This window comes from Ruixingdingia sedimenti (genome assembly GCF_031432425.1).
In the GTDB taxonomy this organism is placed as follows: domain Bacteria; phylum Pseudomonadota; class Alphaproteobacteria; order Rhodobacterales; family Rhodobacteraceae; genus Ruixingdingia; species Ruixingdingia sedimenti.
This window is the reverse complement of sequence record NZ_JAVKPH010000063.1, coordinates 1-9,249: the sequence shown is the minus strand read 5'-3', so window position 1 is coordinate 9,249 and position 9,249 is coordinate 1. Positions and strand designations below refer to the sequence as shown.

Here is a 9,249-nt window from a genome sequence, read left to right as displayed (position 1 = left end):
CCGTGCTCAACGGCTTCACCGCGCTCGGCACGCCCATCACAGAGGTCGCAGGATAAATCTGTCCGGGGAAAGGGGAAGTCCGATCAGCAGCCGATTTGTGCAACAGAGCCCAGATCACCAACAACAATGCCAGCCCCGTCATGATTCCGCACAAAACGGCGGAGGAGTGGTCGGTTGGAACAAATTCGTTTTTGGCCGGGACACGGCCAGGCTTGACCGTGCAAAATTGTCCGCCGCAACCGCCGACGGATTATTGTTTCTTTTGGGGATCTGATTCGCTATCTGGCCCAGAAACAATTGCGACATTCGGAACGTTTTTCGATCCTGATATGTGGATTCTCTGGAGACACAAGATAGGGGATGTATCCATAAACAGGACTTATAAGGGAGAAACCTTAGGAGGATCGAATCTTGGTTTTGGGGAATACCCTGATCTTTTGGGTACGAAAGAATCTCCGGGTCCGTTTCGCCCCGCAGCGTTCTCGCTTGATAGCGTTGCCATAGGCAATGCCACGCGAGTAATAGTTTATTCGGGTAAAAATTTTACTGGCAAGATCATCGCGGACCTGCATGGGCCTCAAGTGCTTGTGAATGGATATACATCGCGACGGATCTCAAAAGAATTTGAGGATTCAATATTCAATGATGATTGGAGTTATGCAGGTCCTCTCTTCGATCAGTTTCCTCCGTCAACACGGAGGTATATCGGAGAAGTCGGCGGTCCGGATCCAGGAAGTGGAGCACCTCTCTTCGACTGGGCCAATGGCAGCGCCAAGGTTATCTGCGATTAGCCTCGATGTCGGCAAGACGTTATTTCGCTGCTGTGACCTTTTGAATGTGGATCCCCAGATTCTGGCAGCAAAGAAGACGCCGATACGGAAACAATCTCCGCGCCAACGGGGCGATTGGCCCAACTTTGTTTCTCTCCTTCAGGACGTCTCGGACCTGCCCAGTTCGCGGCACTTTATCCAACTTCGCGATTCCGCTTGCGGTGCGGGTTCGTACAGTCTAACGAACTGCGTCACCGAAGCGCCATCCGTGGTGCTTCCCGCCTCCTCTTGATCCGAGCCCAGCCCCCTTGGCTGGTGTCTCTGGCGTTATGATGAGGCAACCATGATCCATTACCCGATCCTTTGCGGCCCCGGAACCCCGCCCTTCATTGCGAAGGCTGCGCCTCCTTCCTGAGGGCCGCTGACCGCATTCCCACCGCTCCGTTCCCGCGGCTCGGCCCCTCCATTCTGAGGGCCGACTTCCGCTGAACCGCATCTTGGCGTCCGGTCCCGGCAGATGGTCTGCCGGGGACGAACCGTCGCCATGCGAGGTTCACATGCAGATCCTGCCCAACGGAGACATCCGGCTTCCCGCCATCAGCATCGCCGATTGCGACGTCCCGCTCGCGTCGAAGGGCCATTTCTCCGGCCATGTCGTCATCGGCGGCGGCGCCGGCCGTATCACCCAGACCGAAAGCCACCTCGAGATGAACGGCATCCTGTGCCTGCACTATCGTCCGGATGTTCGCGAGGTCCGCGAACAGGTGCGGTTCGACTGGTTCGACGAGAACGGTGAGGTCTTCTCCCACTACTTCGACTGCGTCGCTGTTCACCAGGACGGGACGAAGACCGCCTTTGCCTTCAAGGCCGCGCGTTTCGCGACCCCCAAATTCCTCCGGAAACTCGGCATCATTCGGGCGCAGGCGGTGGCCCTGAAAGTCATCGACGACGTCCGTGTGGTCACCGAACAGGACCTCGATCCGACGGAGGTTCACAATGCCTGGCTCCTGCACGGCATGCGCCATCCGGATCCCGAAGCGGATGCCCGGGCCGCCGAAGTTGTCGGGGTTGCCCGCGGTACGACGAGGCTGGACGAACTGAGCGGGGAAATTGGCCTCGGTGCGCGGGGAAAGCGAGCCCTGTTCCGGCTGATTGCCGCTGGCCGGCTGCAACAGGCCGAGCTCGGCCGGCTGTCGCCGGAGATCCGGGTCATCTGCAGCGCCGCGCCCGCGAATGATCCGGTTCCACTGGAAGACCCCGCGACCGACGCTGCCGCCTGATTTCCAAATCCAAGGACAATACATGACCCTTCAATTCAACTCCGAAGGACGGCGCCTTGCGCTGTCCACCCACGACCGCGTGACGATTAACGGCGTGGAATGGCGGCCGGCTTATGGCAACGACACCGGTTATGCCCTGGCGCGCGCCGACGGGACCGGCGTCACGGAAACCTTCAGTCACCGGCAGCTCAGTCGCCTCGCCAGCGAAGGCAAGCTCCGGCACGAACCCGACTGGTTCCTGCCCGAAACGGCCGTCAAGCGGCTGGAAGTGCCTGCTGTCATGACGTCGGCCCTTACCGCGCCGGTGCGGCAGCGGATGACCGATCGGGAGGCCTTCGTCCTCGCCTTCCTCGACATGTGGAACGCGAAGGCGATCGTGAAGACCGATGCCTCGATCGACGCCAATATGCCGGCCCTGCGCCGGAAGGCGATGGAATACCTGCAGGATCCGGATGATGCCGGGCCGGGCCGGTTCGGGACCATCGAGCGGAGCATCAACCCGCCGTCCGCCCGCAGCCTGCGCCGCTGGCTGAAGAGCTACGAAGGCCACGGCGTCTCCGGCCTCGTCGATGCCATGGCAAGGCGCGGTCACCGCGGCTGCTCCTTCCGCATCGAGGAGATGGCGCTGCTGATGGCCGCTGCGCGGAAATACCTGAACATCAATCGACCGACGATCCAGATCGTGTATGAGGAGATGGTCAACGCCTTCGCGGACCGGAACGCGGAGCGCGCCCGGAAGGGCCTGTCCCGCCTCATCGTGCCTTCCAAGGCCACGCTGCGCCGCACGATCAATGGTTTCGGCCCCTTCGTGATCGTGGCGGCGCGTTACGGCGAGGACGCGGCGCGCAAGCGGTTCCGGCCGGTCACCAACGGACTTCCCCTGACCCGACCGCTGCAACGGGTGGAGATGGACGAGTGGACGATCGACATCATGGCGATCCTCACCTCCACGGGCCTCTGGGATGTCCTGACCGCTGACGAAAAGCAGATGCTCGGCGTCGACGGTAGCATCGGCCGGTGGAAACTCACGGTCGCCATCTGCGCCACCACGCGCTGCATCGTCGGCTTCGCCATTTCCGCCGAGGCGAAGGGCAGTGCCGCCCTCCAGGTTCTGCACATGATCACCCGCGACAAGGGGGGCTGGGCCGATGCGGTTGGCGCCCTGTCGCTCTGGGACATGATGGGCCTTCCCGAGCACATCGTCACCGACGGCGGTCCGGCCTTCCGGTCCGCCTTGTTCCGGCACGCCTGCGCCAATCTGGGCATCACCACCGAACGCGCGATCGCCGGAGTGCCGGAATTGCGGGCCCGGATCGAGCGGCTGTTCCGGACGATGTCGATCTCGCTGATGGCCCGCCTGACCGGCCGGACCTTCGGTTCGGTGGTCGAGAAGGGCGATGCCGATCCGACGAAGACCGCCGCCCTGACGATCGACGACATGCTGTTCGCCATCACCCGCTGGACGGTGGACTATTACCACAATGCCCCGCACCGCGGGCTGAACTACAAAAGCCCGCGCGAGGTCTGGCAGGAGCTGGAAGCGAAGTGGGGTGTCCGTCCGGCGCCGGACATGACGACGCGCCGGCTCGTCTTCGGCAACACGACGGTGCGGAAGCTGACCAAGGAAGGCATCCGCCTGTTCGGGATTCACTACCACAGCGAGGATCTCGCCGAATCCCTCTGCCAGAACCCGGTCCGGGACATGGAGATCCGGTGGCTGCCTGAAGACATCGGCGCCATCATGGTTTGCGTCGGCGGCGTGTGGAAGGAAGTGCCGGCCACGCGCCCCGGGCTGGACGGCGTCAGCATCCAGGTCTGGATGGCCGCTTGGCGCAATGTCCGGGCTGCGGATCCCCGCAGCCGATCGCATGACTGGTCGATCATGCTGGCGGCTGTCCGGGCCATCGATGAGCGCGTCGCCAAGGCCCGGCTCGCGGCCGACATGATGGTCATGGACTGGACGGAGAAGCGGGAACAGGACGTCGAGGATAACCTGTTCCGCCACGTCTCCTTCAACAATGCCGGCCCCCGCCCGCTGAACGCCGACGGCCAACTCGGGCTGTCCGTGCCCGAGGTGCCGATCACCGTTCCGCCCGTCGGCGCACCGCCGGCCGTCGAACATCCGACCTCCGCCGTGACCGTGCCTGCCGCCAAGCCGGATAGCCCCGCGACGCCCGACACCGCTACGGCGCCGGCCCCCACGAAACCTTCCTGGATCATTGAGGAGTAACCCCATGAACGCCATGACCCGCACTCCGGCGGAAATCTCCGCCATCACCGCATCCCTCCGCTCGATTTACATCCAGACCGAGCGCGACCAGATGTTTCGGGAACATCTCGACCGGCTTCTGCAGAGGGATGAAGAGGGCAACCTCCTCCCCCAGGCCGTCCGCCATTCCGGCAACGAGGAAACCCGCGGTGTGATCGTGACGGGCGGTCCCGGCAGCGGAAAATCGACGGTGATCAGGCGCAACCTCGCGAACCATCCGGCGCTCAGCGCTGCGGCGGGAGCTGAGCAGGATCACTACCTGTTCCTCAACTTCCCCAGCCCGGCCACCTTCAAGAGCGTCGGTTTCGAGGTGCTGCGTGCAACGGGTTATCCGGAGATCTCCAGCCGCCGGGAAGCCTGGAGCATCTGGTCCCTCTGCCGTTATCGGATGTTCGATCAGGGGATCAAGGTGCTCTGCCTCGACGAGGCGCACGACCTGTTCTGCAACGACCGGCGGCTCATCCTGCGCGGGCTGAAATCGCTGATGCAGGGCGATGACGCCCTGATCGTGATCCTGGCCGGCACCGATGAACTGCGGGATCTGATCCGCACCGACCCGCAGGTGCAGCGGCGCTTCTCGACGCTGGCGCTGCCTTCGGTCACGCCGGCGCTGAACGGCCCGGACATTGCCTCGGTGATCGCGCATTACTGCCGCAAGGCGGGACTCGAGCCGCCGAGGGAGGCCGATCTGGTGGACCGGCTGATGCATGCCAGCCGCTACCGGTTCGGGCGCACGCTCGAGACGGCGATCAAGGCCATCGAATGGGCCATGAAACACGGCGCGACGCGGCTCAACGTGCAGCATTTCGCCGAAGCCTGGGCCTTTGACGAAGGCTGCCCCCTCGAGCGCAACGTTTTTCTCAGCCCGAACTGGGGCGCCATCGATCCTGACCAGCCGTCCGGGTCGATCGTCCCCGCCCGCAAGACCCGCAAGGGGAAAGCGCAATGACCGAACTTCTGAGACCGTTCCTGCCGTTTGATCCGGCAGAGACGCTGCTCTCCTGGGCCGTCCGTCTGGCGGCCCTCCACACCGGCGATCGCTTCGTGCCGTTCCTGCGGGATTTCGGAATCGAACCGAAAGGTATCGTTCTCAACTCGGAAGATGCGGTGGAGAGGCTCTGCGAGGTGACCGGCCAGGATCCGGCCGTTGTTGCGCAGAACCGCCTGAAACGCGCTGGCGTTCGGCGATTTGCCCTGCGCGACGAAGTCTTTCCGCTCGAATTCACCAAGGGTGCAATGACCGCCTTCTGCCCGGCCTGTTTGGCCGAAGACGACCGGGCGGGCGGAAACATGCATGCTCATCGACGGGGGAAGCTGATCTGGACGCTGCGCCATGTGCTCACCTGCCCGGTTCACGGCTTGCCGCTCGTGGAACGGCGACGGGAGTCCTGGGATTCGATCTATCACGAACTGTCGCTGCTGGTGCCGGAAGAGGGGGAATCCCTTGCCGCCTTGGCTGAGGGGTTGGAACGGCGGGCACCGTCGGGGCTGCAGGACTATCTGATCTCACGGCTGGAGGGAGGGACCGGGCCAGCCTGGCTCGACGGACAAGGGATCGAACAGGCAGCGCGCACCACCGAAGTGCTGGGCACCTTGCTTGAGTTCGGTCGGGACCGCGTGACGAGCGATCTCACGCTCGCGGAGCGGGACCAAGCCTGCCGCACTGGTTGGCACTTCACCAGCCGCGGCGCGGAAGGGGTCCGTGAAGCGCTGCAGACGGTGCAGGATGCGTTCAGGGATCGAAACGGGAAAGTGGGACCGCAAAAGGTCTTCGGACAGATGTTCAAGTGGCTGGCTTACGGCACGAACCAAAAGGACGTCGGCCCGATCCGGGACCTCCTTCGGGAGCACATCTTTGACACGATGGCCGTGGCGCCGGGGGATGAAGTCCTGGGCGAGGTTCTGCCGGTGCGGCGGCGCCACAGCGTTCTGTCCCTGGCCGAGCACATCAAGGTCCATCCGAAGACGTTGCGGAACTTCCTGAAGGCCTGCGGCGCCGTCGCCCCCGACTGCGAGGAGCAGCCGGACAGCCTCGTCACGCTCGATGTCGCGGAGGGCGAGCGACTGGCTGAACTGCTGAAGAACGCCGTTCCTGTTTCCAACCTGCCGAAGCTCATGAACTGCACGAGGTCGCAAGCGCAATTGATGGTGGACTGCGGCATTCTCAAGCCGATCGGGCATGGAGGTATCGAGATCGGCAATAGTCGTTGCGCCATCGATCGGCGGGAGGTTGAAGAGCTGATGGCAGATCTGAAACGCCGCCTGCCGGTCATTCGGAAAGAACCGGAGGGGCGTCACGGGCTTGCCCGCACGGCCGAACTGTCGCGGGTGACTCTGGATGTGATCCTCCCGGCGCTGTTCGACGGCAAGCTGACGAGCGCCGCGCGGCTGGCCGGACAGAACGGGCTGGCGGCGGTGCGCCTTGACCCTGTCGAACTGTCTCGGTTCGCGACGGTGCGGCCGCTTGGCTATGGTCCGAGCGAAGCATTCAAGATCCTGAAGGTGTCGCTCCGTGTCGGCCGGGCGCTGCTGGCCGACCGGCCCGGGGGGCCGCTGCTGCGGTCGCGAAGGGTTCCGGTTTCGGCATTTGCCAGGGCCGGGATCTGGTTGATGCCGCAGGATGTCGCGGACTTTCAGCGCGAATATGCGACCCACGGCAACCTCTGCATGGAGACGGGGCTGCATCACATGGAACTGAGCAACGCCCTGAAGAAGATGGGCGTCGAACCGGTGGTGAACCCGGAGGAGATCGGCGTCAGGGTTTACCGTTGGGCGGATATTCGGGCCGCGCCCGTGGACATCTGGTTGAAATGAAAAGGGCGCCCGAAGGCGCCCCTGATCTGGTCTTTTTTTAGTAAGTGATATCGACCGGCGATGATTTTTGAACCTTGGTTCCGTCACCGACAGTTCCCTGGCTGTTATTTCCCCAGCATTTCAAACCGCCTGAAACAACCAGCGCGCAGTTGGAAGATGTTCCTGCTGAAATAGTTAATATGTTCTCAGGGAGATTCACTACAGATACAGGTGTAGTGCTTTTTGTAATACTGGTGCCAATTCCGAGTTGTCCACTGCTATTGGATCCCCAGCACTTCAAGCGAGAACTGTCAATTGCACAAATATGAGATTGACCACCGGAAATCGCACTTGCCCCAGATATTCCGGAAACATCGACTGGCGTGAGAGAGTTGGAAGTGGTGCCATTACCAAGGCGCCCACTATCATTCCATCCCCAGCATTTTATTTTTCCATTTTCAAGAATGGCGCAGGAGCTTCCTTCCGTGGTGGCAACCGCAATTGCCTTTGCTCCAAGATTTGAAACCGTATAAGGTGAATGAACATCAGTCTTTGTTCCATTGCCGATTTGTCCATAAGCATTCCATCCCCAACATTTTACCGCTCCACTAATGGTCGCAACACATGTATGTCCATCTTGCAAAGAAGCTGCGATTGAACGAACAACTTCATTTATGTCAGACACAGATGTTGGTACAGTTCGTTCAGAAAACGATCCATCACCAACCCTTCCAGCATTCCCCCAGCATTTTACGCCTCCGGATTTCAAAGTGGCGCATGTATGAATTGCGCCGGCTATTATTTTATCGACGTTGGAAAGATTTGAAACGATAACAGGTACGTAACTTGTTGTTTTTGTATCGTTTCCGAGCTGACCGTAAACTCCTGATCCCCAACACTTGGCTGTATCATCCGTTAACACGGCACAGGTGTGACTACCCCCGGCAGAAACTTGACGAATATTTTTCCCAAGGGTCGTCACGTTTGTTGGTACGGTGATGTCATCTGTCGATCCTTGGCCTGTTTTGCCATAGGCACCATCCCCCCAGCATTTGACACCTCCATCTGTCATCACCGCGCAAGCATGGAGGTTTCCGACAGAGATCTGGGCAACTTCCAGAACGACACCACCAACATCGATCCTGTAGACCCGTCGTCCTTCTGTATCGAGATAGGTTCCGACGACTTCAAAGGATGTTGATCCCTTGTCGGCCGGCGTTCCTGAAAGGATGCCGGTCGATGCGTCAAGCGAAAGCCATTTGGGAAGGGCGCTTTCTGCATTTCCGATGGACCAGGACATTTTGGATGCATTGGCCGGGTTGGCCTTCGGGCCACCCGTCACGGTGGCCAACGTCTTGAAGTCGAGATTGAACGTCTGGTTTTGTGTCGCGGAAATTGTCCCAACGTCCGCAAGAGTTATCGAGACGGGTTGAATTCTTGTTTTGACGGTAAAATCTGCCGTTTTCCCACCAACAGTGACCGTAGCATTGTATGTGCTTTCCCAATCCGGTGGAACCAGGCTGACCGTCAATTTATCTCCGTTCGAGATCAGACCATTCTTGACAAGGGTAATGTCGGTAAAACTGAGTCTTGGATCTCCATTACCGGATACGGAGGCCGGGGCAGGAACATCGATGCCGGAAATGATTGCGTCAGCAGAGGCGACGAGACCGGCATCCCATTCAGTCACTTCAGAAAAAAAGAAGTTCTCCGGAATGGTATCATTCTCATTGAAACCGGAAGCTGTTGCCGAAAGATTGAAGTTCAGTGCCTCGGCGCGCACCAGCGTCGTGGTTGTGATCAGGAAGATCAGGCAGGCGGTCAAGGCCTTGGCTTTCATCATCGACCTCTTTCGAATGACACGGAAGAACCGACCCTTTGGCGGCATCTTTGGTCAATGCCATTGTAAAGAAAATCCATCCTTGAAAAACAAGATTTTTATGTCGACGACGATCAAGGATGTGGATAACCGGGAATGGCAAATCGCAACTTGCGCAAAGCTAGGTTTTTCTCGTCGTTCCTGCCCATCAATCCCGATGGACAAGAACTTTGATGCCAATGGGCTCTGTTGCACAAATCCTGTGAGGGATTCATCTCGTGAATCCAGCATGGTAGCTGGGTGGCATGAGCAGACCGA

7 protein-coding genes are annotated in these 9,249 nt (G+C 60.3%); 6 read left to right on the top strand and 1 reads right to left on the bottom strand.

Going from position 1 to position 9,249, the window contains the following annotated elements; translation table 11 throughout:
- The first annotated feature begins 140 nt into the window (after positions 1-140).
- The 5 genes from RGD00_RS22280 (at position 141) to RGD00_RS22260 (ending at position 7,133) form a co-directional block, all read left to right on the top strand.
- Entirely contained in the window at positions 141-791 is a 651-nt protein-coding gene (locus tag RGD00_RS22280) for a hypothetical protein (RefSeq protein WP_310459437.1), read from the top strand.
- Positions 792-1,327: 536 nt separating this feature from the next.
- Positions 1,328-2,050, top strand: coding sequence for a hypothetical protein (locus tag RGD00_RS22275; RefSeq protein ID WP_310459436.1), 723 nt, complete (start codon positions 1,328-1,330; stop codon positions 2,048-2,050).
- Between the two features lie 22 nt (positions 2,051-2,072).
- Positions 2,073-4,280 (top strand): Mu transposase C-terminal domain-containing protein, encoded by a 2,208-nt coding sequence (locus RGD00_RS22270; RefSeq protein ID WP_310459435.1) that lies wholly within the window; start codon positions 2,073-2,075, stop codon positions 4,278-4,280.
- A 4-nt stretch (positions 4,281-4,284) separates the two neighbouring features.
- Positions 4,285-5,268 (top strand): TniB family NTP-binding protein, encoded by a 984-nt coding sequence (locus RGD00_RS22265; RefSeq protein WP_310459434.1) that lies wholly within the window; start codon positions 4,285-4,287, stop codon positions 5,266-5,268.
- Positions 5,265-7,133 carry a TniQ family protein gene (locus RGD00_RS22260; protein ID WP_310459433.1) on the top strand — a complete coding sequence of 623 codons (1,869 nt, stop codon included), beginning with the start codon at positions 5,265-5,267 and terminating at the stop codon, positions 7,131-7,133. Before RGD00_RS22265 ends, RGD00_RS22260 begins: the two co-directional genes overlap by 4 nt.
- 37 nt (positions 7,134-7,170) lie before the next feature.
- Here the strand turns inward: RGD00_RS22260 and RGD00_RS22255 are convergent, their stop codons facing one another.
- Positions 7,171-8,952, bottom strand: a complete 1,782-nt coding sequence (locus RGD00_RS22255; RefSeq protein WP_310459432.1) for a putative Ig domain-containing protein — start codon at positions 8,950-8,952, stop codon at positions 7,171-7,173.
- Between RGD00_RS22255 and RGD00_RS22250 the strand changes: the two genes are divergently transcribed.
- Positions 8,942-9,249, top strand: a 308-nt coding sequence (locus RGD00_RS22250; protein WP_310459431.1) for a hypothetical protein, incomplete at its 3' end; no start/stop codon positions are given. The two genes, RGD00_RS22255 and RGD00_RS22250, sit on opposite strands and share 11 nt — an antisense overlap.

Excerpts from the sequence above, each read along its gene's own strand:
- RGD00_RS22280 (WP_310459437.1), top strand. The coding sequence starts at position 141 with ATGATTCCGCACAAAACGGCGGAGGAGTGGTCGGTTGGAACAAATTCG.
- RGD00_RS22275 (WP_310459436.1), top strand. The coding sequence starts at position 1,328 with ATGCAGATCCTGCCCAACGGAGACATCCGGCTTCCCGCCATCAGCATC.
- RGD00_RS22270 (WP_310459435.1), top strand. The coding sequence starts at position 2,073 with ATGACCCTTCAATTCAACTCCGAAGGACGGCGCCTTGCGCTGTCCACC.
- RGD00_RS22265 (WP_310459434.1), top strand. The coding sequence starts at position 4,285 with ATGAACGCCATGACCCGCACTCCGGCGGAAATCTCCGCCATCACCGCA.
- RGD00_RS22260 (WP_310459433.1), top strand. The coding sequence starts at position 5,265 with ATGACCGAACTTCTGAGACCGTTCCTGCCGTTTGATCCGGCAGAGACG.
- RGD00_RS22255 (WP_310459432.1), bottom strand. The coding sequence starts at position 8,952 with ATGAAAGCCAAGGCCTTGACCGCCTGCCTGATCTTCCTGATCACAACC.